This window comes from Bacillaceae bacterium S4-13-56 (genome assembly GCA_040191315.1).
Taxonomy (GTDB): domain Bacteria; phylum Bacillota; class Bacilli; order Bacillales; family JAWJLM01; genus JAWJLM01.
In genome coordinates, this window is sequence record JAWJLM010000002.1 from 33,573 (window position 1) to 57,148 (window position 23,576).

27 protein-coding genes are annotated in these 23,576 nt (G+C 37.9%); 15 read left to right on the forward strand and 12 right to left on the reverse strand.

All coding sequences use genetic code 11. From position 1 onward, the window contains the following. Nucleotides 1-33 precede the first annotated feature (33 nt). The 6 genes from RZN25_01175 (at nucleotide 34) to RZN25_01200 (ending at nucleotide 9,513) form a co-directional block, all read left to right on the forward strand. Nucleotides 34-1,326, forward strand: a complete 1,293-nt coding sequence (locus tag RZN25_01175; GenBank protein ID MEQ6375446.1) for an ABC transporter permease subunit — start codon at nucleotides 34-36, stop codon at nucleotides 1,324-1,326. Continuing rightward, on the forward strand, nucleotides 1,326-2,168 hold the full coding sequence (locus RZN25_01180; GenBank protein MEQ6375447.1) for a sugar ABC transporter permease: 843 nt from the start codon (nucleotides 1,326-1,328) through the stop codon (nucleotides 2,166-2,168). Before RZN25_01175 ends, RZN25_01180 begins: the two co-directional genes overlap by 1 nt. A gap of 25 nt (nucleotides 2,169-2,193) precedes the next feature. Then, nucleotides 2,194-3,714 carry an alpha-amylase family glycosyl hydrolase gene (locus tag RZN25_01185; GenBank protein MEQ6375448.1) on the forward strand — a complete coding sequence of 507 codons (1,521 nt, stop codon included), beginning with the start codon at nucleotides 2,194-2,196 and terminating at the stop codon, nucleotides 3,712-3,714. A 28-nt stretch (nucleotides 3,715-3,742) separates the two neighbouring features. Beyond that, a complete protein-coding gene (locus RZN25_01190) occupies nucleotides 3,743-6,115 on the forward strand; it encodes a glycoside hydrolase family 31 protein (GenBank protein MEQ6375449.1) in 2,373 nt (790 codons plus the stop codon). Between the two features lie 26 nt (nucleotides 6,116-6,141). Then, nucleotides 6,142-7,173, forward strand: coding sequence for a LacI family DNA-binding transcriptional regulator (locus RZN25_01195; GenBank protein ID MEQ6375450.1), 1,032 nt, complete (start codon nucleotides 6,142-6,144; stop codon nucleotides 7,171-7,173). 75 nt (nucleotides 7,174-7,248) lie between these two features. Beyond that, the gene (locus RZN25_01200) at nucleotides 7,249-9,513 is read left to right on the forward strand and encodes a glycoside hydrolase family 65 protein (protein ID MEQ6375451.1); all 2,265 of its coding nucleotides are present in this window, start codon (nucleotides 7,249-7,251) and stop codon (nucleotides 9,511-9,513) included. A 72-nt stretch (nucleotides 9,514-9,585) separates the two neighbouring features. On the opposite strand, the gene RZN25_01205 is transcribed toward RZN25_01200, so the two are convergent. The 3 genes from RZN25_01205 to RZN25_01215 form a co-directional block, all read right to left on the reverse strand. Beyond that, the gene (locus tag RZN25_01205) at nucleotides 9,586-10,452 is read right to left on the reverse strand and encodes an SDR family oxidoreductase (GenBank protein ID MEQ6375452.1); all 867 of its coding nucleotides are present in this window, start codon (nucleotides 10,450-10,452) and stop codon (nucleotides 9,586-9,588) included. 114 nt (nucleotides 10,453-10,566) lie between these two features. Further along, entirely contained in the window at nucleotides 10,567-10,773 is a 207-nt protein-coding gene (gene yppF / locus RZN25_01210) for a YppF family protein (GenBank protein ID MEQ6375453.1), read from the reverse strand. A gap of 148 nt (nucleotides 10,774-10,921) precedes the next feature. Continuing rightward, a complete protein-coding gene (locus RZN25_01215) occupies nucleotides 10,922-11,782 on the reverse strand; it encodes a DegV family protein (GenBank protein ID MEQ6375454.1) in 861 nt (286 codons plus the stop codon). Between the two features lie 405 nt (nucleotides 11,783-12,187). Here RZN25_01215 and RZN25_01220 point away from each other — a divergent pair, with 405 nt between their 5' ends. Both RZN25_01220 and RZN25_01225 read left to right on the forward strand, forming a co-directional pair. After that, a complete protein-coding gene (locus RZN25_01220; protein MEQ6375455.1) occupies nucleotides 12,188-13,030 on the forward strand; it encodes a YitT family protein in 843 nt (280 codons plus the stop codon). Between the two features lie 63 nt (nucleotides 13,031-13,093). Then, nucleotides 13,094-14,002 (forward strand): BsuPI-related putative proteinase inhibitor, encoded by a 909-nt coding sequence (locus RZN25_01225; protein ID MEQ6375456.1) that lies wholly within the window; start codon nucleotides 13,094-13,096, stop codon nucleotides 14,000-14,002. Between the two features lie 60 nt (nucleotides 14,003-14,062). On the opposite strand, the gene RZN25_01230 is transcribed toward RZN25_01225, so the two are convergent. The 4 genes from RZN25_01230 to RZN25_01245 all read right to left on the reverse strand — a co-directional run bounded on the left by RZN25_01230 (nucleotide 14,063) and on the right by RZN25_01245 (nucleotide 15,715). After that, nucleotides 14,063-14,323, reverse strand: coding sequence for a NifU N-terminal domain-containing protein (locus RZN25_01230; protein ID MEQ6375457.1), 261 nt, complete (start codon nucleotides 14,321-14,323; stop codon nucleotides 14,063-14,065). Nucleotides 14,324-14,455: 132 nt separating this feature from the next. Then, nucleotides 14,456-14,653 (reverse strand): DUF3813 family protein, encoded by a 198-nt coding sequence (locus RZN25_01235; protein ID MEQ6375458.1) that lies wholly within the window; start codon nucleotides 14,651-14,653, stop codon nucleotides 14,456-14,458. A gap of 2 nt (nucleotides 14,654-14,655) precedes the next feature. Beyond that, a complete protein-coding gene (locus RZN25_01240) occupies nucleotides 14,656-14,799 on the reverse strand; it encodes a hypothetical protein (GenBank protein ID MEQ6375459.1) in 144 nt (47 codons plus the stop codon). A 97-nt stretch (nucleotides 14,800-14,896) separates the two neighbouring features. Continuing rightward, on the reverse strand, nucleotides 14,897-15,715 hold the full coding sequence (locus RZN25_01245; protein MEQ6375460.1) for a Cof-type HAD-IIB family hydrolase: 819 nt from the start codon (nucleotides 15,713-15,715) through the stop codon (nucleotides 14,897-14,899). 224 nt (nucleotides 15,716-15,939) lie between these two features. Here RZN25_01245 and RZN25_01250 point away from each other — a divergent pair, with 224 nt between their 5' ends. From RZN25_01250 to moaD, 5 genes are all read left to right on the forward strand, one after another. Continuing rightward, on the forward strand, nucleotides 15,940-16,704 hold the full coding sequence (locus tag RZN25_01250; GenBank protein MEQ6375461.1) for an alpha/beta hydrolase: 765 nt from the start codon (nucleotides 15,940-15,942) through the stop codon (nucleotides 16,702-16,704). A gap of 116 nt (nucleotides 16,705-16,820) precedes the next feature. Then, on the forward strand, nucleotides 16,821-17,132 hold the full coding sequence (locus tag RZN25_01255; protein MEQ6375462.1) for a metal-sulfur cluster assembly factor: 312 nt from the start codon (nucleotides 16,821-16,823) through the stop codon (nucleotides 17,130-17,132). Nucleotides 17,133-17,280: 148 nt separating this feature from the next. Then, nucleotides 17,281-17,778, forward strand: coding sequence for a molybdopterin-guanine dinucleotide biosynthesis protein B (mobB, locus tag RZN25_01260; GenBank protein MEQ6375463.1), 498 nt, complete (start codon nucleotides 17,281-17,283; stop codon nucleotides 17,776-17,778). Then, entirely contained in the window at nucleotides 17,775-18,245 is a 471-nt protein-coding gene (locus RZN25_01265; protein MEQ6375464.1) for a molybdenum cofactor biosynthesis protein MoaE, read from the forward strand. Before mobB ends, RZN25_01265 begins: the two co-directional genes overlap by 4 nt. Then, complete coding sequence (gene moaD, locus RZN25_01270; GenBank protein ID MEQ6375465.1) at nucleotides 18,242-18,475, forward strand: molybdopterin converting factor subunit 1; 234 nt, start codon at nucleotides 18,242-18,244, stop codon at nucleotides 18,473-18,475. The genes RZN25_01265 and moaD overlap by 4 nt, the downstream gene beginning before the upstream one ends. A 336-nt stretch (nucleotides 18,476-18,811) precedes the next feature. Here the strand turns inward: moaD and RZN25_01275 are convergent, their stop codons facing one another. The 5 genes from RZN25_01275 to RZN25_01295 all read right to left on the reverse strand — a co-directional run bounded on the left by RZN25_01275 (nucleotide 18,812) and on the right by RZN25_01295 (nucleotide 21,610). Further along, complete coding sequence (locus tag RZN25_01275; GenBank protein MEQ6375466.1) at nucleotides 18,812-19,111, reverse strand: metal-sulfur cluster assembly factor; 300 nt, start codon at nucleotides 19,109-19,111, stop codon at nucleotides 18,812-18,814. Nucleotides 19,112-19,126: 15 nt separating this feature from the next. Then, the gene (locus RZN25_01280; protein MEQ6375467.1) at nucleotides 19,127-20,374 is read right to left on the reverse strand and encodes a hypothetical protein; all 1,248 of its coding nucleotides are present in this window, start codon (nucleotides 20,372-20,374) and stop codon (nucleotides 19,127-19,129) included. A gap of 2 nt (nucleotides 20,375-20,376) precedes the next feature. Beyond that, nucleotides 20,377-20,592, reverse strand: a complete 216-nt coding sequence (locus RZN25_01285) for a DUF2249 domain-containing protein (GenBank protein MEQ6375468.1) — start codon at nucleotides 20,590-20,592, stop codon at nucleotides 20,377-20,379. 8 nt (nucleotides 20,593-20,600) lie between these two features. Next, nucleotides 20,601-20,837, reverse strand: a complete 237-nt coding sequence (locus tag RZN25_01290) for a DUF2249 domain-containing protein (protein ID MEQ6375469.1) — start codon at nucleotides 20,835-20,837, stop codon at nucleotides 20,601-20,603. 83 nt (nucleotides 20,838-20,920) lie between these two features. Further along, nucleotides 20,921-21,610 (reverse strand): Crp/Fnr family transcriptional regulator, encoded by a 690-nt coding sequence (locus RZN25_01295; protein MEQ6375470.1) that lies wholly within the window; start codon nucleotides 21,608-21,610, stop codon nucleotides 20,921-20,923. Between the two features lie 273 nt (nucleotides 21,611-21,883). Here RZN25_01295 and RZN25_01300 point away from each other — a divergent pair, with 273 nt between their 5' ends. Next, a complete protein-coding gene (locus tag RZN25_01300) occupies nucleotides 21,884-22,123 on the forward strand; it encodes a DUF2249 domain-containing protein (GenBank protein ID MEQ6375471.1) in 240 nt (79 codons plus the stop codon). Nucleotides 22,124-22,290: 167 nt separating this feature from the next. Continuing rightward, nucleotides 22,291-23,412 (forward strand): TIGR04053 family radical SAM/SPASM domain-containing protein, encoded by a 1,122-nt coding sequence (locus RZN25_01305; protein MEQ6375472.1) that lies wholly within the window; start codon nucleotides 22,291-22,293, stop codon nucleotides 23,410-23,412. Nucleotides 23,413-23,576: the final 164 nt, after the last annotated feature.

Here is a 23,576-nt window from a genome sequence, read left to right on the forward strand (position 1 = left end):
TATCCACCTTATTCTTACAAGGGAGGATTAAAGATGGCTAGTCCACGACAAAAAAACATAAGAAAACATAATCCAACTGTAGCACTCGTATTGTCAATTCTTTTTGCTGGCCTTGGTCAATTGTACAACCGTAGATTTGTTAAAGGGTTACTTTTTTTAGTTATTGAAGCCGCCTTTATTATCACTATGTATGATTTCTTAAATATTGGTTTATGGGGAATTGTCACCCTTGGTACGATTCCGAGAGTTGACCATTCCATTATTTTGTTAATTCAAGGGATTATTGCTGTTTTAGTTTTAGCTTTTGCCATTGCTTTGTATATTTTCAATGTAGTTGATGCGAGAAAGGATGCAATTAAGCTTGCCAAGGGGGAGAAGCTTCCATCCTTAGTGCAAGAAATGAAAAACACATATGACAAGGGTTTCCCTTATATGCTTATTCTTCCAGGATTTATCATGCTTGTATTTGTAGTTATTTTGCCTTTACTATTCATGATTTCTTTAGCCTTTACAAACTACAATCTTTATAATTCACCACCTCGTAACCTTTTGGATTGGGTAGGTTTCGCTAACTTCGGAAAATTACTTGAAGCAGGGATCTGGAAAGATACGTTCTTTAGTGTATTTACATGGACGGTTGTTTGGACTGTAGTGGCAACTACACTGCAAATTGCATTAGGCCTCTTCCTTGCTTTATTAGTTAATGATAAACGTATTAAATTTAAACGTACTATTCGGACAGTGCTTATCCTGCCTTGGGCTGTACCAGCTTTTGTATCTATCCTAATCTTCTCGGCATTATTTAATGGAGAATTTGGCGCCATTAACCGAGAGATTTTAGGACCACTGGGAATGGCAGTTCCATGGATGTTAGACCCGTTCTGGTCTAAGATTGCACTTATATTAATCCAAACATGGCTTGGGTTCCCATTCGTTTTTGCCCTATTCACAGGGGTACTTCAAAGTATTCCTACTGATATGTATGAGGCAGCAGACGTAGATGGGGCAACCCGAATGCAAAAATTCAGGAATATTACATTCCCGTTTGTCCTGTTTTCAACTGCGCCATTGTTAATCATGCAGTATGCAGGCAATTTTAATAACTTTAATATTATCTACCTCTTCAATGAAGGTGGACCTGCAGTTCGTGGACAAAACGCAGGAGGTACCGATATTTTAATTTCTTGGGTTTATAAGCTTACCTTTGATACAAACAACTATAATATGGCAGCAGCTATTACCATTATTATGGGATTAATTGTATCTATCTTTGCCTTCTTCCAATTTAGAAGAACGGCATCCTTTAAAGAGGAGGGACAAATCTAATGAGTGCAAAAATGAAGTCAAAAATTGAAGTTACCCTCATTTATCTCTTTTTTTTATTTATGGCTGTCATCATTTTTTATCCACTATTATGGACAGTTGGAATTTCTTTAAATCCAGGAACAAACATGTATACGACAAAAATGATTCCTGACAATTGGTCACTTGAACATTATAAGTGGTTATTTACAGATCCAAATAGTGATTATTTGATTTGGTATAAAAATAGTCTGTATGTAGCCATTGTGAACTCAGCAGTTTCAGTATTTTTAACAGCTTTAATTGCTTATGCCTTCTCTCGTTATCAATTTGTTGGAAGAAAGTATGGCTTGTATGCCTTTTTGCTTTTGCAAATGTTCCCAGCTTTAATGGGAATGGTAGCTTTGTATATTCTCCTGAACATCATGGGATTACTAGATAGCTTATATGGCCTAATGCTAATTTACATTGGAGGTCAAATTCCATTTAATGCATGGCTTGTTAAAGGATATTTTGACACGATTCCTCGAGAATTGGATGAAGCAGCGCGTATTGATGGAGCAGGACATTTTAAAGTTTTCTTTAGCATTATGCTACCGTTAGCAAAACCAATCTTAGCGGTTGTTGCCCTATTCAATTTTATGGCTCCATTTATGGATTTCTTGCTCCCAAGAATTGTGTTGAGTAGTAAAGAAAACTACACGTTAGCCTTAGGGTTGTTCAACTTTATCAATCAGCAGTTTTCTACAAACTTCACAAGGTTTGCTGCTGGTGCTATATTAATAGCTGTACCTATCGCTTTAGTATTCCTTTTACTACAACGCTATTTAATTTCAGGATTAACATCTGGAGCGACAAAGGGGTAAATTTGATTGTATAGGAGTATGTTTTATGAAAAAAAAGCTATTTGTTCTTGGTTTCATATTTACACTTCTCATACCAGCTATCAGTGTATATGGTGAAGAGGGGCACGATTGGGAAGACGAACGTATTTATTTCATTATGGTGGATCGATTTATGAATGGAACGTCGGATAATGATTTTGATATTGACCCTAATGACCCTCGCGCTTATCACGGGGGGGATCTTGAAGGTATCATTCAAAAACTTGATTACATTAAAGGTATGGGTTTTACAACGATATGGTTAACTCCCATTATGGATAATATGGAAGGTGGATACCACGGCTATTGGATTAAAGATTTTAAAAACGTCGATGAACACTTTGGGACACTAGAGGATGCTAAACGTCTTGTTGATGAGGCTCATAAAAGAGATATAAAAGTTATATTTGATTTTGTCGTGAATCACACAGGATACAATCATCCTTGGTTACAAGACCCAACGAAAGAAGATTGGTTTCATCCAGAAAAAAAGATGATGGGCGAAAATCAAGAAGTACTGGAAACTGCATGGTTAGCTGGTTTACCTGATTTAAATACGGAAAATCCAGAAGTTCGAGAGTACCTATTTGACTCCGCTCGTTTTTGGATTGAGGAAACAGGTGTAGACGGATTTCGCTTAGATACTGTGAAGCATGTACCAAGGGATTTTTGGGAACAATTTTCCGCTTTTGTAAAGAACATTGAAGAAGATTTCTTTTTACTTGGAGAAGTTTGGAATAGTGATCCAAGGTATATTGCTGACTATGAAAATACTGGGATTGACACTTTTGTTGACTATCCACTCTATGAAGCTGCAACAAATTCCTTTAAAAAGGTCGATCAAAACCTTAGTGAGCTAATGTCCGTTTGGAATCGAAATAAAACATTTTATGAGCGTCCATATTTATTAGGTAAATTTTTAGATAATCATGATAATCCGAGATTTACGACTCTTGCTTTATCGGAGCAACAGAGACCTGAAGCAAGATGGAAATTGGCGCTATCTTACTTTTATACAACTCCCGGGATCCCTATCATCTATCAAGGATCAGAGGTTCCAATGGAAGGTGGAAATGACCCCGATAACCGTCAAATGATGGATTTTAATAGTGGAGATGGAGTACTCGAGAAACATTTGCAACGACTCTCAACGATTAGAGATCAACACCCTGCTTTAGTTAATGGAACAATGGAAGAGATTGAAGCAGGGGATGGATTTTTGGTCTTTAAGAGAGAAAACGATGAAGAGACCCTGTACGTTGCGATTAATAATAGTACAAGTGAAAAAAGTGCAGAAATTTCAGATTTGGAAGAGGGGTATCAGCTAAGAGGACTCCTAAATGATGATCTGGTAAGAATGAATGATGATAATCTATACAAAATCGGGGTAGGTCCTGAATCTGTAGAAATATTTAAAATAGAAGAGGATCAAGGTGTGAATCTCTTGTTTGTATTCTCTATAGGTGCTGTCATTCTTTTATTTATCGGGTTTGTTTTTGTGACATCTCGAAAAAACAAAACCAACTAGAGCTTACCATAGAAAGAGGGGGATGCGTATGCTAGAAGAGACTAGTTTTGCGATCCATCCAGGAGCAAAGAAAAAATTAGGAAAAACATCTTACCATGACATTGGGTCATTGATTAAGTTCCATCATTCAAAAGATAAGATGTCTTTTGTTTGTCAACATGGATGGGTCGATGTTTCTTTTTACCGCGAGGATATTGTTAGGGTCATTATGAACCCGAAACAAATGCCGGATCACAAGACAACAAAGGCTGTTATTGGGAATCCAAAACATGTCCAAGTCCAAGTAAAAGAAACGGATGAAAACATTTTATTATCAAGCGATATGCTACAAGTTGAAATTCAAAAAAATCCATTTCGGGTTGGATTTTACGATAAGGACGGTCGCGCCCTTGTTTATGAAGACGACCGAGGTATGGGGTTTAATGAGTCCGGGGAAGTTATCGGGTACAAAGTAATGGAAGAACAAGATCATTTTTACGGATTTGGAGAAAAAGCGGGCTTCTTAGAAAAGCGAGGCGAATCCTATAAAATGTGGAATACAGATGTTTATGCGCCCCATAATCCTGAAACAGATCCTCTCTATGAGTCAATCCCCTATTTTATGACTCTTAGAGAAGGGAAGGCACATGGCTTATATTTTAATAACACCTTTAAAACATCTTTTGACATGAAGTCTGAGGAAGATCACTATTCTTTTTCTGCAGAGGGCGGGCAGCTCGATTATTTTCTTTTTGCAGGTCCTACACCAAAAGATGTTATTGAACAGTACACTTATTTAACAGGGCGGATGCCTATCCCACCGAAATGGGCATTAGGCTATCATCAATCACGATACAGCTATGAAACGGAACAAGAGGTCCGAGAATTAGCGAATACTTTTAAAGAAAAAAAGATCCCAGTTGATGTCATTTATCTGGATATTCATTATATGAATGAATACCGAGTCTTTACTTTTGATTCTGAGAGATTCCCTTCACCAAAACAAATGGTGCAAGATTTAAAAGAAGCTGGGATTCGGATTGTTCCAATCGTGGACCCAGGAGTTAAGAAAGAACCTGAATATCTGACGTACCAGGAAGGTGTCTTGCAGGATATGTTCTGTAAGTACCTTGAGGGAGATCTCTATTTTGGTGAAGTTTGGCCAGGAATAAGTGCATTTCCTGATTTTACGGACGAGAAAGTCAGAGAGTGGTGGGGTAAAAATCACAAGTTTTATTCCGACCTTGGAATAGAAGGTATCTGGAACGATATGAATGAACCTGCCGTCTTTAACGAGTCAAAAACCATGGATTTGTCAGTTGTCCACCGAAATGATGGTGACCCAAAGACTCATAGAGAACTTCACAATTTATATGGATTTTTAATGGGAGAAGCAACTTATGGAGGGATGAAAAAACTTCTACAAGGTAAGCGTCCTTTTCTGCTAACGCGTGCTGGCTTTTCAGGGATTCAACGATACGCTGCTGTCTGGACAGGAGATAATCGGAGCTTTTGGGAACATTTGCAGATGTCACTGCCAATGTGTATGAATTTAGGGTTATCGGGTGTTGCATTTACAGGACCAGACGTGGGGGGATTTGCACACGATACAAATGCTGAGTTGTTGACTCGATGGACTCAAGTAGGTGCCTTTACACCATACTTTAGAAATCATTCAGCTATTGGTTTTCGTTATCAAGAGCCTTGGCAATTTGGTGATAAACATGAGGATATCATGAGAAAATTCATTGAATTACGTTATCGTTGGTTGCCTCAACTCTATCGATGGTTTAAAGAAGCCCATGACGTAGGGGCTCCCGTGATGCGTCCTTTATTTCTTGAGTATCCAAATGACGTCAAGACCTATTCCATTTCTGATCAATTTATGATTGGAGATAATGTGATTATAGCTCCTATTATGACTCCAAAAACAACAGATAGGGTTGTTTATTTACCTAAGGGTGATTGGATTCGGTACGATACTGAAGAAACTTTTTCAGGAAATGATACTCACCTTATTCATGCGGAGCTTGATCAACTACCGATCTTCATAAGGAAAGGCTCGGCAATTGTACATGGAAATGTGCGGTTATCTACAATGGAGCCTCAAACTGATTGTGAAATTCATGTATATCCGTCAGAACAGGGAAGTTATGAACTTCACCACTATGATGATGATGGGGAAAGTTTTGGTTACGAATCCGAACAATTTTTAAAACAAACCATTTCATTTTTATTTGAAAAAGGTAAAATAGAAGTGCAAGTTAAGGAACGTCTAGGCGAGTATCAGCCAGATTATCAAAATTATAAAATCGTCTTCCATGATTTAAAAGGTAGGGAATCCATTTATATCAATGGCAAGATGCAAAAAATAGCTGTAGATAAGGAAAACCAAATAACACTTACCGTTCCAATTCTATAGTAGTAATGAGAAAAGGATGAATCGACATGGGTGTGACAATTAAGGACGTTGCTAATGTATCTGGTGTGGCTCCATCCACCGTATCAAGGGTTATAGCTGACCACCCCAGGATTAGTGAGGCAACAAAGAAAAAGGTTCGAAAGGCAATGAAAGAGTTGGGATACCATCCTAATGTGAATGCTAGAAGTCTAGCTAATAAATCGACACAAGCTATTGGTGTGGTTATGCCTTCAAGTGATAAAGCCTTACAGAATCCCTTTTTTCCGGAGGTCCTAAGAGGAATAAGTTCGGTGGCTCACGACAAAGATTATTCTCTTTATATATCCACTGGTCAAACGGATGAGGAGATCTTTGAAGGGGTTCTTCGAATGGTTCAAGGCAACCGTGTCGATGGAATCATCCTACTTTATTCTCGTGTGGAGGATGAGGTCAGGAATTTCTTAATTGAGCATAAATTTCCTTTTGTAGTCATTGGAAAGCCATATGAACAGATGGATTCCATTTCTCATGTGGATAATGATAATTTAAGTGCAGCACAGGAAATAACCAATCATTTGATTGAATTGGGTCATGAACGTATTGCTTTTATCGGTGGGGATACCGAGTTAGTTGTAACTTTAGACCGAATGAGAGGTTACCAGATAGCTTTAGAAAAAGCAGGATTTCCTGTTAAAGATGAGTATCATATTCATGCTGAATTTTTACAATCTGGAGGGCAAGAGGCTGTTTATAAGCTTCTTAACTTAATGGACCCACCCACAGGTTTAGTAATCGCCGATGATTTGATGGCTTTCGGAGTTATTCAAATGCTTGAAGAATTTGGGTTGAATGTTCCGAGAGATATTTCAATCGTAAGCTTTAATAATGTTTATCTTTCTCAACTGACAAGACCACCACTTACTACTGTGGATATTCATATCCATGAGTTAGGTGTCCAAGCAACAAAGTGTTTGATTGAAAAAGCAAAGCATAGAAATGAACCGTCTAAGCGTATTATTGTTCCTTTTGAGATTGTAGAAAGAAGCTCAACCTACTCTAGAAAAGTGAATCAAACATAGCTCGGGTAATCCGAGCTTTTCGCAGCTTTGATGCGCAATCGTTTGCGCTATTCAGTATAATAGAGGTGAAGATTTTTGAAAAGATTAATCGAAGTAGATCAATGGAAAATCATTGAAAAAGAATTGCACCCCGATGACAATCGTCTTGCGGAGAGTTTGATGAGTTTAGGTAATGGTCATATGGGAATGCGTGGAAATTTTGAAGAAACGTATACAGGTGATACTCATCTTGGAATTTACGTGGGTGGAGTTTACTATCCAGACAAAACTCGTGTAGGGTGGTGGAAAAACGGCTATCCTGAATATTTTGCAAAAGTATTAAACGCTACTAATTTTATTGGCATTCGAGTGTTTGTGGGGAATGAAGAACTCGATCTTCATACATGGAAAGTTGACGAGTTTGAACGAACACTCAATATGCAACATGGATACCTAGTTCGAACTTTTCGTGCTACGAGCGAAAGTGGCAAGCAGATATTAGCGAAAGCTACCCGCTTTTTCTCGATTGTAGATCATCAGATAGTAGCTGTAAACTATGAGGTTACACCTCTGAATTTTGACGGTGAAATAACTTTTATTCCGTTCTTAAATGGAGAGGTTCGTAATGAAGATGCAAACTATGATGAGGATTTCTGGGAACCTATTCATCATCAAGTTTTTTCAAATGGTGGAAGTTTAACTATGCGAACAAGAAAAACAGAATTCGATGTAACAACTACTATGTCCTATGCTGCCACCGGTGGGCTTCATCATGAGGTTTCTGAATCTCATGATGAAGAAGAGTATGTGGATCATGTTTACAAAGTTCAAGTTAAAAAGAATGAAAAAGTAAGTTTTAATAAATATATTGCAGTTACAACTAGTAGAGATTATGGTCGTGAAGATCTAGTTTCTGAAGGTGAAAAACTCATTGCAACTGCTGAACAAAAGGGTTTTGAACAGCTTTTCACTGAACAGAAAAGCGCTTGGGAAAAGCGCTGGAATCAAGCGGATGTTGAAGTTGTAGGAGATGCAGAAGCGCAGCAAGGAATCCGTTTTAATATCTTCCAACTATATAACACCTATACCGGAGAAGATCCTCGTTTAAATATTGGTCCGAAAGGTTTCACAGGAGAAAAGTATGGTGGAAGTACTTATTGGGACACAGAGGCCTACTGTTTACCGTTCTATTTAAGTACTGCAGATTCATCCATCTCCAAAAATCTATTGTTGTACCGATATCAACAATTGGAGAAGGCAAAGGAAAATGCTGCAAAACTTGGACTTGAAGGTGCCCTTTATCCTATGGTAACCATGAACGGGGAAGAGTCTCATAATGAATGGGAGATCACGTTTGAAGAAATCCATCGAAACGGTGCTATTGCACATGCAATTTGGAATTATGTGAACTATACAGGTGATCAAGAATACTTGCATGAGTATGGGCTTGAAGTATTGGTTGAAATTAGCCGGTTCTGGGCAAGCAGAGTCCATTGGAATCCGCGAAAAGAAGTGTATATGATGCTTGGTGTGACAGGTCCTAATGAATACGAGAATAACGTCAATAACAATTATTACACTAATAGAATTGCGGCATGGACGCTTGAGTACACATTAGAAACTGCTGCATGGGTGAAGGGAAATCATGCTAAGGTATATGCTCAGTTAAGCAGTAGATTAGGATTTTCTGATGAAGAATTGGCGAAGTGGAAAGATATTCATAATCGGATGTACTATCCAATTGATGAGAAAACAGGACTTTACATGCAACAAGATGGATTTATGGATAAAGAGTTGCTTCCAGTTGCAGAGTTAGATCCAAAACATTTACCCATTAACCAAAATTGGTCGTGGGACCGCATCCTTAGATCTTGTTATATAAAGCAAGCTGACGTCCTTCAAGGAATGTATTTTCTAAATGATCGCTACACTGTAGAGGAAAAAAGAAGCCATTTTGCTTTCTATGAGCCATTAACAGTGCATGAATCATCTTTATCTCCTTGTGTTCATTCTATTTTATCTGCTGAAATAGGAGAAGAAGAAAAGGCTTATGAAATGTATTTACGTACAGCAAGACTTGATTTAGATAACTATAACAATGATACTGAGGATGGGTTGCACATCACAAGTATGGCAGGCTCTTGGTTATCTATTGTTCATGGGTTTGCTGGTCTGCGAGTTCGGGAAGGTGAGCTTTATTTATCTCCATTTGTTCCAAAGGCATGGAAAGAATATTCTTTTAAAATTAACTTCAGAGGTCACTTACTAAAAGTAAAGGTTAACCATGAGGGAACTACTATTGCGCAGGAAAATGGGGATAATCTTGTACTAAATCTTCATGGGAAAAAAGTAACTGTATAGAATTTCAAAGAAAGGCTTCCGTTGTTGCGGAAGCCTTTTTAAACAACAAATGGGATAGAAGTACTTTGGATTTTATCCGTTCACTATCGTTCCTCCGTTAATATGAAGAATTTGTCCTGTCATATAAGATGATTCGTCACTGGCTAAGTAGACATAAGCAGGTGCCAGTTCACTAGGCTGTCCAGCTCGTTTCAAAGGAGTAGTAGTACCAAACTGGGCAACTTGTTGCTCATCAAAAGTAGAAGGGATTAAAGGAGTCCAAATTGGACCTGGGGCTACACCATTTACCCGAATTCCTTGGTTGGCCAAGTTCTGACTTAAGGATCGAGTAAAGGATGTTACTGCTCCTTTTGTTGATGAATAATCTAGCAAAGTTTTATTTCCTTTATAAGCCGTAATAGATGTTGTATTGATAATGGAGTCACCTTTTGATAAGTGTGGCAAAACGGACCTCGTCATGTAAAAGTAGCCAAAAATATTGGTTCGGAAAGTTTTCTCTAATTGTTCGTTTGTAATATCCAGTATACTTTGCTGAGGGTGCTGTTCCGCCGAGTTATTCACAAGAATATGAATTTTTTCAAAAGTATTTAACACTTGTTGGATGGCAGTTTCGCAAAAAGCGGAATTTCCTATGTCTCCACTTATCAAAAGACATTTTTGGCCGGTTTCTTCCACCATTGTTTTTGTTTTTTCTGCATCTTCATGTTCATCTAAGTATACGATTGCGACATTTGCGCCTTCCTGGGCATAGTGAACCGAAATCGCACGACCAATACCGCTATCTCCTCCAGTAATAACTGCGACTTTTCCTTTTAGCTTTCCACTTGGCTTATAGGAAGATTTAATGACCTCCGGTAGAGGATTCATTTGGGATTCAAGACCAGGTTGTCGATCTTGGTGTTGTGGCGGTTGGCCTTGACCTTGTATATTATCAATCAATTGTTATACCTCCTTCACAATCTCTTTATATTTTCCCCGATGCCCAAACTCCTATGAATGAAACGCAAATCACAAAAAAAAGACTGCGCATAGGCAGTCTCGATGAATTTTAAATTATTTGGTTGCTTTTTCTATTTCTTCCGTATCGTGTGCTGAGGTTGCACCTTTCTCATGCAATACTTTCCGTAATTTGCGATAGTTTTGACTCGATAATTGGCCAGAAATATACAATTTTTGGCAAAAATCAAATAATGAGTTCGGTGAGTCTGGACCTGTTTGATGTACCTTTTTAAAGGCTGAAACTAGTTCGTTGTACTGCACGAAAATCCCTCCTTATATGTATTCTATGGTATCAATCATTTTCCGAACATTGAAGAGGGTATTGAACGACATTTTTTTCAATAAACATCGAATTTAATCGAAAAAAGAAGTAGTGATAATTTTCATTCCACTTTTACTTCATTAAATCTTATTTATAATCATCATTTAAAAAGAATAAGGCAATTGTCCCTGGACCTGAATGGGCACCAATGGTAGCTCCAACAGTATGGATGATAAAATCTTTACAATTCCACTTTTCCTGGATTAGTTCTTTTAATTTTTCAGCATTTTCAAGATCATCCCCATGGCTTATTCCAATGGTTTGGTTTTCAAAGTCTTTTCCACGTTCTTCCATGACTTCTACCATTCTCTTTAAGACCTTTTTTGCTCCACGTATTTTTTCAATAGGAATAAGTTTCCCATCCTCAACGTCTAATAGAGGTTTGATTTTTAAGAGACCTCCAACGAAGGCTGCTGTTTTACTAACTCGTCCCCCACGATAAAGGTATTCTAAATCGTCAACAGTGAAGATATGTTCCATATGTGTTGCGTGGTAAAGGCCAGTTGTAATAATTTCTTCAACGCTTTTTCCTTCTATAGCTAGTTGAGCTGCACGAACAATAACTAGTCCATACCCTAAGGAGGCACCTTTCGTATCTACAACGTGAAGCTCTGCATCCGGATATTCTTCTTTTATTTCTTGTTGAACGATCTTAGCTGATTGATAGGTTCCAGACAGTTCCGATGAAAAAGCAAAGTAAACTAATGGAATCTTTTTCTGTACGTATTCCATAAAAACTTCACGGAAGGCCTGTTGAGAAACTTGGGATGTTTTTGGGGCTTTTCCTGACCTCATTGCATCATAGACTGTCTTTGGTGAGATGGTTACTGAATCCTCATATTCTTGTCCGTCCAACGTTACGACTAGGGGAACCATTTTTATGTTATATTCTTGATAAAGTTCATTAGGTAAGTCACATGCTGAATCTGCCACAATTTTAACCGTCATACATTCACCTTCTATCCAATTACTTATTAGCTTAAGTGTAAGCTTTTCCTAGAATAACGTCAAAATATTTCTGCATTACTTTAGAAAAAAAGCGCAAAATTCATAAAGTTCGCCTTTTATCCCGCATGAACGGGCAGCCAACCATGAAGCAAGCTTCATCAACAAGGATGAAAAATTTAATGTTTTATTTTCATGGGAGTAATACCTCACCTCAAGTTTTAAGTGAACGAAAAGAGTAGGTGGGGGATAAACATCCGTAAATGTCCGATAGGTTCAAGGGCCTTCAGGTGCTAACAATCCAGTGGGGGGACGGCCACTGATTGAAGTTTCACTTTATTTACAGCTGATGATAGGTTTTATTTTCGTCAAAAAGAGGAAAGAATACAAGCAGTGAGGTGGCTATTTGTGTTTATTATGGAAACAAAAAGATTGCTGATCGTAATCATTGGTGCTCTATTGAATGCATTATCTTTAAATCTTTTTCTAATTGAAGCTAATGTCTATGCAAGTGGTTTTACCGGAATCGCTCAGCTCTTGTCTAGCATTTCTATGGACTATACAGGGTTTCCTGTTTCAACAGGGATATTGCTCCTCCTTTTAAATATCCCCGTTATTATCCTTGCATGGCTTAAGGTTGGTAAAGGCTTCACGATTTACAGTTTATTATCTGTTGGTGCATCTACACTCTTTCTTGAACTCATTCCAGTGGTTAGTCTCTCGCCAGATATTTTATTGAATGCAGTGTTTGGCGGGGTAGTAGCTGGTGTAGGTGTGGGTATTACGCTGAAATGGGGGGCCTCTACTGGAGGAATGGATATCATCGCAATGGTGTTGTCCAGAATGAAGGATCGCCCAGTTGGTTCTTATTTTTTAATTATGAATGGTTTTATTATTACAGCTGCAGGACTTCTATATGGAGCCGAAAAAGCTCTTTATACCCTTGTCACCCTTTATGTATCATCACGAATTATTGATACTATTCATACTCGTCATGAAAAGTTAACTGCCCTCATTGTTACTACCAAGGCTACAGAATTAGCAAATGCCATTCATTCTAAAATGGTCAGAGGGATTACAACCATTCCGGCTAAAGGAGTCTACTCTAATCAAGATAGAGAAATGCTTATGATTGTTGTGACCAGATACGAACTCTATGATTTAGAAAGAATTATTAAAGAAGAGGATCAAAATGCGTTTACGAATATCGTACAAACTGCGGGGATATTTGGTTTCTTCCGAAAAGAATAAGCCTACTGCAACTTTTTTCGTTTTTCTACGACTAATAAGATAAAGAGAAAGGTGAGAGGTAAAATGAAAAAGTGGGCTATATTTCTATTCGTTGGAATGTTTATTCTTAGTGCCTGTGGAACATCTGATTCAGCCTCCAACAATTCGTCCTATAATGATGGAGATGCAACTAGTGGAGATGAAGGTAGCGGTGAGCCCATCCAAGATTCTGATGGGAACCAAGATCCTTATGGAAACAATACAGATACGGATGGATCAAACTCTGTTCAAGAAGACATCTCTGCTTTATTAGAAAAAATAGATTTCGCAGTAGAGATAACCCCTTCACAAGAAAAAGTCGTGGTTGATATGAAGCTCGTTAACCATCATTCGGATGTGGTGAAACTAGGATTTTCATCTGGTCAACAGTTTGAAGTTATCATTAAGGATAGTGAGGGGAATGAAGTCTATAAATTTTCAGAAGGTAAAAGCTTTACCGAGGCTTTAATTTATGAGGAACTTTCCATTGACGAGGAACTTTTCTGGAAGGATGAATGGGCCCTTCCAGAGTCCATTGAAGGTGGTAGTTACGAGGCAGAGGTAACCTTATTACAGATGTCTATCAATGATAAGCCAATTGACCAAAATCCATTTTCCGTAGAAAAAAGTTTTGAAATCCCACAGTTATCTAACAGTGCGTTTCGTGATGTTCAAGTAACAGGTGAAAATGGACATTATACTGTTACTGGAGAAGCTAGAGTCTTTGAGGGGTCCTTTATGTATAACGTGGAAGATGGGCACTACAAATTAATTGGAGATACTCCGGTTCAAGTAAATGCAGGTGCACCTGCATGGTCAGACTTTGAAATAAAAGTAGAAATTGATGAGAGTAATTTACCTGAAAACGGAACACTCACTATGGTACTTTTTGAAGCAAGTCCAAAGGATGGAAATCCAACAAATGAATGGATTATTCCATTGGAAAAATTTTAGTATAAAAAGCTATCTTCTTTGGAGAGGTTCTCTTCGGGAAGATAGCTTTTTAAAAATTTCCTATTCGTTTTTTGAAAAAATCGCTTCTATTTGTGGGAGAAGTTGGTCCCAATCGGCATTAAACCCCTTATTAACAGTTATAAAGTTCTGATAACCGAATACATTGTCTACTCCATCAAGTGCTAGCAATTCGTTCATAATTGTATAATCACTTGTTTGTCCCTTCATGACAGAAACGCTGCCATCACCTTCGAAAAAATTTGAATCTGAAGTGAATTTCATAGCATTTGGATTTGGTGTTGTTTCAACATTGATTGACATCTCAAATTCCTCCCCAATATATATTTTTATTTTAATTATTGTAATCATAACATGTCCAATCCAGAAGAGGAAAAGGAAGACTTCAGATTTGTGAAAAAAAGAGGCCGGCATTGTGCCGGCCTCAGCTGGGGGTTACAGTTCCCCATGCTGTTGAAGACGTTGTTCCAATTGTTGAAGCTCCTGACGCTCCTCAGAGGAAGCGTTCTGATAGGCAGCTTGTATAACATCGCGTGCAATCTGACGCTCATTTTCTGAAACTCCGCCTCCAGCATTGGTGATACGGCTAACTGCTTCTTTTGCTTCCTGGAAAAGTTGGTTGGCCATTGCCATGACTAAAACCCTCCTAGTGTATGCTGGTCTACTTGTTCACGTTTTCTTTCTTTGTCAGTAAATCTTTCACGATAAGGAAAACGTTCATCATGCTTCTTAACAGCATCTACACTTTGTTGAACAAAACGTTTAGACTTTGTACCCAACATAATCCCCCCATTTAGAAAGCATGAACGCCAACGCGTGCGTTCCCTATTAGTTTGAGGTAATGAAGGCCTAAATATGACAGGGAATGGATGGAAGCTATACTTTGATCTTCAGGTAGTCCATCAAGAACTTTCCAATTCCATCTTCTTCATTTGATCCAGTAACATGGGTAGCAACATCCTTTAATTCGGAAATCGCATTTCCCATAGCAACGCCAATTCCCGCATATTCAATCATTTCAAGATCATTATCTTCATCTCCAAAAGCAATGATATTTTCTTTTGAAATACCATAATAATGGGCGATTTTATGAACACCAACTGCTTTGTTTAGTCCTGCTCTTACTATTTCAATCACATTCCAAGGTGCTCCCCATTTTCGATGTTCTATAAGCTCTGCGTGCTCATCTGTTAGATGGGCTCGTAGCTCTTGAACCTGCTCAGGGTATGGATGGATTAACAAGGAGGTTGGGTCACTTTTTAATTCGGATAACAAACTTCCTATTCTAATGGGGCTCTCATCTGCCGCTGTGTGAAAGATTTCCATAAATTCTTCATCATATTGATGTAAGTAAACATCATCCATTACTTCTGCAAGGATGTTTTTGACCCCTACTTCCTGGCTTCGATGAATAATTAGCTTAGCTGTTCGAAGAGGCATTGGAGAGTGAATAGCATCCCATCTGCGATCTGTTGGATGATGTATAAGAGCTCCATTAAAGTTAACCATGGGAGTGTCTAGTCCTAATTCATGATAATAATTAATACTTGCACGATGAGGACGCCCTGTTGCAATGGAAACGATATGTCCTTCTTGTATCGCTTCAAGTACTACTTTCTTCGTTAGTGGACTGATCACCTTTTCATCTGTCAGTAGTGTTCCGTCCAAATCTAACGTAATTAAATGTCTTTTCATCCTTCTCACCTCGTATGTAACAGATAAGTATGGAGTTTCTTACCTGGATAAATATGCAATTAAGGTTTTGCCAAAAGGAATGGCGATACCAGTTTTCTAATATAGTGTATATGGACTTCAAGGATGTGTAAAGAAAAGATCCCTATTACTTTTCAAGTTAAAAGGAAAATGATACCATGTTACAATAAAAGGAATTGGATAAATTACTGAGAGGAAGTAAAAAAATGATAGTAGTCAATAAGGAAACACGTTATGACATTCCTTTATTAATCGTTTCAGAAGATCATAATCAAAATGCGCCACTTCCAACTTTGTTATATATTCATGGGTTCACAAGTTCAAAGGAAATCAATTTATCCCTTGCTTATTGGGTAGCAAGTAAAGGGTATCGAGTGGTTCTTATGGATTGTCTTTATCACGGAGAACGAAAAAATGAACTCTCAAATAATGAGATGGACATCCTTTTTTGGGATATTGTAAACCAAAACCTAAAAGATATTCAAACTTTGAAGGATGATTTAGAAGAAAGAGGATTGTTGTTAGACGGAAGATTTGGAGTAGCTGGTACTTCTATGGGAGGCATTACGACTTGTGCAGCATTAGTCATGTATCCTTGGATTAAGGTTGGTGCATGCTTAATGGGATCTCCTAAGACAGTTCGCTTTTTTGATTATTTATTAGAAGGAGCTTCTAAAAATGGAGTGAATATTCCGTTCTCAGATGAGGAACTTCAAGAGGTTAGGGAGTCTTTAACCAAAATCGACTTATCTCAAAATATGGAAGCCATAGGCGGGCGACCGCTGTTTTTCTGGCATGGGGATGCAGATCGTACCGTTCCGTTTGACCATAGCTATGATTTTTATAATGCTGCTATTAAACATTATAAAAATCCTGAAAACATCCGTTTTCTTCGTGAACCTGGTCGAGACCATAAGACAAGTCGTTTTGCTTTAATGGAAACTGCTGAATGGTTTGAACTTCATCTTTAAAACCAATATTTGAAAAGTTTTTCCTACAGAAATAAAATAAAGTGATCTGGATCATTTCAAACAGGCCCTGTTTTTGGTTATAATAAGAGTGATCAATGAAAAAGGGGGAAGTACCTATGGATCAAGCACTTAAAGAAAATATTTTGGGTGCCCTGGAAAATGTTATCGATCCCGAGCTTGGGATCGATATAGTGAACCTTGGCCTTGTATATGATGTCGATATGGATGACGATGGTGTCGTTACTGTGACGATGACCTTAACAGCAATGGGCTGCCCATTAGCGGGACATATTGAACAGGATGTACGACGTGTACTTGAAGATATTCCTGAGGCAAATGCGATTAATGTAAACATTGTTTGGAGTCCTCCATGGACAAAGGATCGTATGTCCCGCTATGCGAAAATAGCTCTTGGTATTCCAGATTAATGGTATGAACCCCTGAACATATTCAGGGGTTTTTGTCTTTTATTTGACAAACGATAAAAATTCCCTTTTTTCGATGAAAAATAGTTTACAATAGAGATGCATGAATTTCAGTGAGTGTAGTGTTAATCCTGCTCAAGGAGACATAGAAATGAATAGCACATATCCTTTTATTGTTTTTCAAGTGATTGGTTATAAAAATAGTGGGAAAACCACTTTAGTGGAAAAGCTAGTTCGTGAGTTAACAAAAGAAGATCTTAAGGTTGGAACTTTAAAGCATCATGGACATGGTGGGAAGCCAACCTTGCCTGCAGGAACCGATAGCAGTCGTCACCGCCACGCAGGAGCCATTATCTCAGGTGTAGAAGGCGATGGATTGTTTCAACTGGATATGACAGGTTCTTGGACTCTGGATCAATTGCTTTCATTTTATGAGGGGATGCAGATTGTGATCGTAGAGGGATTTAAAGAAGCGGACTTTCCTAAAGCAGTTATATATAGAAATAAGGAGGATGAGAGTTTGCTTGGCAGTTGTACCTCTGTTATATGTAGAATACATCATGAAGAACGGAACGATTTTTATTTGTTAACAAAAGACAAAGAATATATTTCCATGATCAAAAAATGGATAGTAAGGAGAATTCAATAATGGATAAGCTATTTTGGATCACTGATAAACCCATTAATACAAATGAAGTAGTTGAACTGGTTGTTCGAAGAGAGGCCGGGGCCATTAATACTTTTATTGGAACCGTTAGAGAATTTACCAAGGGGAAAAAGACTCTTTATTTAAAGTATGAAGCCTATGTGGAAATGGCTGAAAAAAAACTTGCGCAAATTGGCGATGAGATTCAACAAAAATGGCCAGATGCAAAAACGGCTATTGTTCATCGAGTAGGTCATTTAGATATAACGGATATCGCTGTAGTTATTGCTGTATCCACTCCACATAGAGCAGATTCCTATGAAGCCAGTCGATATGCGATTGAAAGAATAAAAGAGATCGTACCGATTTGGAAAAAAGAACATTGGGAGAATGGACAAGAGTGGATTGGAGATCAGTTAGAAAAAAAATCCTATCCTAGTGGGAAGCCTGAACAGGAGGACTTATCATGATAAAAGCACTATTATTTGCTCAGTTGAAGGAAACCGTTGGAAAGCCTGAGTTGGAAATAGACGGAGAGGGAAAATCAGTGAAAGAGGTTCGCACTTTCTTAAAGGATCGATACGAATTGTTGTCGATTGACCGTGCAATGGTAGCTGTCAATGAAGAATATGCTAATGACACTACTATACTGAATGAAGGAGATGTTATAGCCTTTATTCCTCCAGTTAGTGGAGGTTGATTATATTGAAGGGAAGGGCCACCGATTTGGAATAGGTGGCTTTTTATATTGAAATTCATAAGGACGATGAAGTACAAATCGGTGAGGAGAAGCTCAAAATTTATTCTTCATAGGGGCAAGGGAGCACAAATTAATAAAGCCAATAAGAAAAGCGCAAGCAACCTTTGAAACAAGAAAATCACTTGTTTCTGCGAAGTAGCTCTAAGTAACTTTCCTTTGTGCGATTACTAGGGGCGAAGATTACTCGATGAAGCTTTTTCGCTGGAGCTAGACAAATTTTATGATTTCTTATCTTGTAAAAAACCCGCCTGAAACGGCGGGCTTCAAACTCGATATTTAAAACGCTAATGATTCTCTTGCTTCTCTACTCATTCGATCTGGGCTCCATGCAGGTTCCCATACGAGCTGAACGTCTACATCATTAACTTCATCTAGATAAAGAATCATGGATTTTGCCCCATTAACAATACTGTCATGCAAAGGGCAACCAGGTGTAGTTAGCGTCATTTTAACAAATACATTATTTTCATCGTCTACATTGACTTCATATACTAGACCGAGATTCACAACATCTATACCTAACTCAGGGTCAATGACCCCTTTAAGAGATTCCCAAACCTGCTCTTCTAATGTCATCCTAAAAACTCCCTTCTATTTTTTCAAAACTATAAAGATGGTTCCGCTATAAAGAATAGTGGTTACTAAAAGAATTCCTTGGAATAGCTGCATCCCCATTTCGAAGGAGGTAAATCCGGAAATTCCAATCCCTACCATACTAAGACTAAAGGAAAGGAATAAAACAACTCCCATTTTTTCATTAATCATATCCTTCAAAACAGGAACTTTTTCCTTCCCAACCTTGGCAGAATATTTGTAGGTCCACCATAGGAAAGGAACAATTTTATAGAGATAACCTAAAATGCTGAAAATAATCCACATCATAATATAAAGATAGACCCAAAGGCTCCAAAGCTTTTGATCGGTAGGTGCAAGAATACTTGTAAAAAATAAGATTCCATGTAGAACCCAACCTAACATAATAGCAACTAAGGAAAATTGGAATGGTCGATCAAGTTTCTTTTTTAAGCGACGTTTAATAATATCATGCATATCTAGAACATACAGGCTAAAAGCCAGCCATAAGATAAACCAACCTGCAGAAGCAACAGGCATTTTTTCTAACCAAAAGCTTGCAAAAAGAATGATCATCCCGATTAAATAAAATGCTAGTGCTTTTATAGCCCATCTTTGTTTGAAACCATGACTTAAACTAAACATAGGGACCATCTTATAAGAAAAACCAAAGATGAGTAGGGTAAACCAACCCGTAATCCCAAATAATAAGTGCGAGTAAAATAATGGCTCATGGTCGATAAGGACACCGAATGCAAAGTTTGCGGCTAAGGCACCACCTGCTACTATGGTTAAAAAGAAAAACACAAGTGCAGAAAGAACAAATCCTGTTATTATTGTCTTCTTCTCTTGCTTTCGAATGGTCATAAACATTTGGAACAAGAAAAGTAGAATACCTACAATTGCTAGAATACCAGGATAAATGGCAAATGTAGGGCGAATACTAAAGGTGACGGAAAGCCCGATAATTCCTATCGCGGTAACTACAAACTGAAAAAATCCAAATTTTTCACTCCAAATGGGGGTAAGAAAAGCGACTGGTACCAGTTGATACATGGCTCCCATGACAACCATTACTGCCCAGCTTAAAATGAGAAAATGGGCAGCCATCCATAGATTTGGTGTTCTGTAAATACCTTGTGCTAGAAATTCACTATTTGAAAATAAAAACCATTGTGCGGTAATAAAGCCAATGAGACTAAATAAAATAAAGGAAAAAGGAAGTTTTGCATTTGTTTCTGTTTTCATGCTCAGTCCAGGTCCCATGATTATCCACCCGGCTTAGTGATTGTGATTTTAAAACTTCCATCTTTTTGTTCCTCAGTCTCATAGCTATAGCCTCGCTCATCTAATTCAGCAAATAAAAACATAGGTCTACGATCATTAATTATAGCAAGGGTTTCTCCACCTTCTAAGGTTTCGAGCGCCTCGAGTGTTCTCATCATCGGTTGTGGGGGTTCTAGCCCACGATTATTGAGGATCATTAAGATCACTACCCTTCTTTGTAAAATGTTACTTTAAAGTGCTTACTGTCTATTTCCTCAACTTTATTGGAAAATCCCTTCTTTTTCATAACACCCAATAATGGTGTTGGTTTAAAAGGTGCGTGAAGAACAAATACCTCTCCACCTTTCAACCCACCAACGACTCCCATGATCTTGTGGAAAGGATCATTTTTTAATTTCAAATCTTCACGAACATCTAATTCAACAATAGTTTGATTTTCCATAAGTTATCACCTCATCTAAGATTTTTGATTCTATCTACATGATAATTATTTTCAATAGAGGAGGTAGTGATGTGGATCACATATTAAAATAATTCTTCTTCCAATTCTTCAAGTTTTAAAATAAATTTTCCAGCCTCGTCTGTATCAAGCATCTCTTTTTTACGAAGTTGAGTTAATGTACGACTGACTGTTTCTCGACTTGACCCAATCATATTAGCTAGTTCTCTGTTGGTAAATGAGTTGTTTAAACGAACAACACCATTTTGGTCTTCACCATAAAGTTTAGCAAGTCTAAGCAAAAGCATGATGATCTGTTCATACGTATTATGAAGAATTTGCTCCTCTAAACGGTTTTGCAGATCTACTATTTTATCACCTAAAACACGAAACAACTTAATACAAATCTCGGGGTTTTTGATTAAAAACTGTTCAAAAAGTTGAATCGGGATATAGATAAGAATAATATCATCTACTACCTCTGCATGAGCTGGGCATTGGTCCTGTCTAAAAAAACCTGCATGAGGAAACATATCACCAGGTTGAAGGACATTCACAATTTGCTCTTTTCCATGAAAATCAGTTTTATAAATTTTAACAAGACCCTGGTCGATAAAGTATACATTGGTTAATGGGTCTCCTTGCATAAATACATGTGATCCAGTGCGATAACGACGTGTCATCGCCATATCTAAAATAGGTGTCATCTCTTCCTCAGTTAAATCGTTGAATAATGGTACATTGTGAAGTAATTCTTTTACGGAAGTGTGCGCCACTATGTCTCCCCCTGTCTTATTTTCTACTATGGTTATGTTAGTATCTTCTTATTGAGTGTACCATTATGTAGGAAGAGAAAAATAAACAAATATGAACACTTTTTAAACTTATTGTCTGAAAAGTGAGTGATGTGATGAAAAACACACCCTGCGTTTGTTCTAGCTCACAGCCCTAACTAATAGAGGAGAGTATTATAAGGGTCAGATAGAGAGAAGCAAGAAAAGGAAACGAGTTTCCAATTGTAGTTAAACATTATTGAAGGAGAGATTACTATGAATAAAGATACTTTTGCAGCCAAGATTTACGCACCAGAGATTGAACCAAGATTTCGTCATCCAAGAATTTTTGAAGTATTTGATGGTTTAGCAACAGGAGAGGTTATGGAGTTAACCAATGACCATGATCCACGCCCACTTCATTATCAGTTTATGATAGAGCGTGAAGACCAATTTGAATGGCAATATCTTGAAGAAGGACCTATGCAATGGAGAGTTGCCATATCAAAAAAATAGATGTTCATTATGAAAGCTGCCTATTTTTAGGTAGCTTTTTTCCTTATTGACAATTCTATCTGTGAGATACGTCACAACGTTCGCAAAAAGAACCATGTACAATGGACACATGAACATAGTGGAAATAACAATTTACGTTCTGTATTTAAATAGAGGGGGGATTTCTCATGTTTCCTCAAAACTACGATGAAAATCCATTCATTGTGATTTGGGAGTTAACAAGAGCTTGCCAATTAAAATGTCTTCACTGCAGAGCAGAAGCACAATATAAGCGGAATCCATTTGAATTAAAATTTGAAGAAGGAAAAAAATTAATTGATGAGATTCATAGTATGGGTAATCCAATGCTCGTGTTCACTGGTGGAGATCCTTTAATGAGGGAAGATGTATTTGACATTGCCAAGTATGCAATCGATAAGGGAGTTCGTGTTTCCATGACGCCAAGTGCAACTCCAAATGTAACAAAAGAGGCGATGGAGCGTGCAAAGGAAGTAGGACTAGCTCGATGGGCCTTTAGTATTGATGGACCGAATGCCAAGATTCATGATCATTTCAGAGGAACTGATGGATCGTTTGATTTAACGATGAATGCCATTAAATATCTCCATGAACTTGAGCTACCTATTCAAATTAATACGGTAATTTCTAATTATAATATAGATTATTTAGATGAAATGGCTGAAATGGTAGAGTCTTTAGAGTGTGTCTTATGGAGCGTATTTTTCCTTGTCCCAACAGGGCGCGGTCAGGAAAAGGATATGATTACGCCAGTGCAACATGAAAAGACTTTTCAATGGCTATATGAACTTTCTAAACGTGTACCTTTTGACATAAAAACTACTGCCGCTCAACATTATAGACGTGTGGTAATTCAAAACAAGATGCGAGAACAGAGAAGTTTGAGTGAAGGATCAGAGATTTTTTACGAAGATGCTTTAAATAAAGGAGCAACAGGAACTATTGATGGATTAGGTCGTGCGCCGAAGGGTGTAAATGACGGAAATGGGTTTGTCTTTATTTCTCACATTGGGGATGTATATCCAAGTGGTCTTTTGCCAATTAAAGCAGGGAACGTTCGAGAAACACCACTTAGCAAAATTTATAGGGAGTCTGAAGTTTTCCAAAACTTAAGAAATCCGGATAAATATAAAGGAAAGTGTGGAGTCTGTGAATTTCGTCATGCTTGCGGTGGCTCTCGTTCCAGAGCTTATGCAATGACTGGCGATTACATGGAAAGTGAACCGTTTTGTGTATATATCCCTAAAGGTCTTCGGAAACAAAAAGCATAGAAAAAAAGAGAAAGGCTCGCCATTAGGCGGGCCTTTTAGTAAATATTGACGTTTTGTGAATAAATTTTGTCTATTTCTTGTCTGCGCGTGATGATTGTCACAGTGAAAACAGTGGAAATAAGTTATGATACGTAACAAGAGGAAATGCATCACGATAGGGGGGG

What these genes read in the sequence shown, in the direction of transcription:
- RZN25_01305 (MEQ6375472.1), top strand. Translation starts at nt 22,291, where the DNA reads ATGTTTCCTCAAAACTACGATGAAAATCCATTCATTGTGATTTGGGAG.
- RZN25_01235 (MEQ6375458.1), bottom strand. Translation starts at nt 14,653, where the DNA reads ATGGCAATGGCCAACCAACTTTTCCAGGAAGCAAAAGAAGCAGTTAGC.
- RZN25_01185 (MEQ6375448.1), top strand. Translation starts at nt 2,194, where the DNA reads ATGAAAAAAAAGCTATTTGTTCTTGGTTTCATATTTACACTTCTCATA.
- RZN25_01250 (MEQ6375461.1), top strand. Translation starts at nt 15,940, where the DNA reads ATGATAGTAGTCAATAAGGAAACACGTTATGACATTCCTTTATTAATC.
- moaD (MEQ6375465.1), top strand. Translation starts at nt 18,242, where the DNA reads ATGATAAAAGCACTATTATTTGCTCAGTTGAAGGAAACCGTTGGAAAG.
- RZN25_01175 (MEQ6375446.1), top strand. Translation starts at nt 34, where the DNA reads ATGGCTAGTCCACGACAAAAAAACATAAGAAAACATAATCCAACTGTA.
- mobB (MEQ6375463.1), top strand. Translation starts at nt 17,281, where the DNA reads ATGAATAGCACATATCCTTTTATTGTTTTTCAAGTGATTGGTTATAAA.
- RZN25_01180 (MEQ6375447.1), top strand. Translation starts at nt 1,326, where the DNA reads ATGAGTGCAAAAATGAAGTCAAAAATTGAAGTTACCCTCATTTATCTC.
- RZN25_01190 (MEQ6375449.1), top strand. Translation starts at nt 3,743, where the DNA reads ATGCTAGAAGAGACTAGTTTTGCGATCCATCCAGGAGCAAAGAAAAAA.
- RZN25_01225 (MEQ6375456.1), top strand. Translation starts at nt 13,094, where the DNA reads ATGAAAAAGTGGGCTATATTTCTATTCGTTGGAATGTTTATTCTTAGT.
- RZN25_01280 (MEQ6375467.1), bottom strand. Translation starts at nt 20,374, where the DNA reads ATGGGACCTGGACTGAGCATGAAAACAGAAACAAATGCAAAACTTCCT.
- RZN25_01230 (MEQ6375457.1), bottom strand. Translation starts at nt 14,323, where the DNA reads ATGTCAATCAATGTTGAAACAACACCAAATCCAAATGCTATGAAATTC.
- RZN25_01195 (MEQ6375450.1), top strand. Translation starts at nt 6,142, where the DNA reads ATGGGTGTGACAATTAAGGACGTTGCTAATGTATCTGGTGTGGCTCCA.
- RZN25_01215 (MEQ6375454.1), bottom strand. Translation starts at nt 11,782, where the DNA reads ATGACGGTTAAAATTGTGGCAGATTCAGCATGTGACTTACCTAATGAA.
- RZN25_01275 (MEQ6375466.1), bottom strand. Translation starts at nt 19,111, where the DNA reads ATGACATTAGAAGAGCAGGTTTGGGAATCTCTTAAAGGGGTCATTGAC.
- RZN25_01290 (MEQ6375469.1), bottom strand. Translation starts at nt 20,837, where the DNA reads ATGGAAAATCAAACTATTGTTGAATTAGATGTTCGTGAAGATTTGAAA.
- RZN25_01245 (MEQ6375460.1), bottom strand. Translation starts at nt 15,715, where the DNA reads ATGAAAAGACATTTAATTACGTTAGATTTGGACGGAACACTACTGACA.
- RZN25_01255 (MEQ6375462.1), top strand. Translation starts at nt 16,821, where the DNA reads ATGGATCAAGCACTTAAAGAAAATATTTTGGGTGCCCTGGAAAATGTT.
- RZN25_01300 (MEQ6375471.1), top strand. Translation starts at nt 21,884, where the DNA reads ATGAATAAAGATACTTTTGCAGCCAAGATTTACGCACCAGAGATTGAA.
- RZN25_01285 (MEQ6375468.1), bottom strand. Translation starts at nt 20,592, where the DNA reads ATGATCCTCAATAATCGTGGGCTAGAACCCCCACAACCGATGATGAGA.